Here is a 948-nt window from a genome sequence, read left to right as displayed (position 1 = left end):
CGCTACGGCCGCACCAGCGACCTGGCCAGGCGCCACGACCTGCCGTACCACGTCATCGGCTCCGACCTCGCGGGTGTCGTCCTGCGCACCGGCCCGGGGGTCAACGCCTGGAACCCGGGTGACGAGGTCGTCGCGCACTGCCTGTCGGTCGAGCTGGAGTCCTCGGACGGCCACAACGACACGATGCTCGACCCCGAGCAGCGCATCTGGGGCTTCGAGACGAACTTCGGCGGCCTCGCCGAGATCGCCCTCGTCAAGTCCAACCAGCTGATGCCCAAGCCCGGCCATCTCAGCTGGGAGGAGGCCGCCGCCCCCGGCCTGGTCAACTCCACCGCCTACCGCCAGCTCGTCTCGCGCAACGGCGCGGGCATGAAGCAGGGCGACAACGTGCTGATCTGGGGCGCGAGCGGCGGACTCGGCTCCTACGCCACGCAGTTCGCGCTGGCCGGCGGCGCCAACCCGGTCTGTGTGGTCTCCAGCCCCGAGAAGGCCGCGATCTGCCGGTCGATGGGCGCCGAGGCCGTCATCGACCGCAGCGCCGAGGGCTACCGCTTCTGGAAGGACGAGCAGACCCAGGACCCCCGGGAGTGGAAGCGCTTCGGCAAGCGCATCCGCGAGTTCACCGGCGGCGAGGACATCGACATCGTCTTCGAGCACCCCGGCCGCGAGACCTTCGGCGCCTCGGTCTTCGTCACCCGCAAGGGCGGCACGATCACCACCTGCGCCTCGACCTCGGGCTACATGCACGAGTACGACAACCGCTACCTGTGGATGTCCCTGAAGCGGATCATCGGCTCGCACTTCGCCAACTACCGCGAGGCGTGGGAGGCCAACCGCCTCATCGCCAAGGGCAGGATCCACCCCACCCTGTCGAAGGTCTACTCCCTGGAGGAGACCGGCCAGGCCGCCCACGACGTGCACCGCAACCTCCACCAGGGCAAGGTCGGC

Annotated in this window: 1 protein-coding gene; it reads left to right on the top strand. The window is 69.6% G+C overall.

The features are described from left to right. Positions 1–948, top strand: a 948-nt coding sequence (gene ccrA / locus SZN_RS37205) for a crotonyl-CoA carboxylase/reductase (RefSeq protein ID WP_007506563.1), incomplete at both ends; no start/stop codon positions are given.

Origin of the sequence: Streptomyces zinciresistens K42 (assembly GCF_000225525.1) — a bacterium.
Lineage (GTDB): Bacteria > Actinomycetota > Actinomycetes > Streptomycetales > Streptomycetaceae > Streptomyces > Streptomyces zinciresistens.
The sequence above is the reverse complement of the archived record's forward strand: the minus strand, read 5'-3'. Positions and strand labels throughout refer to the sequence as shown.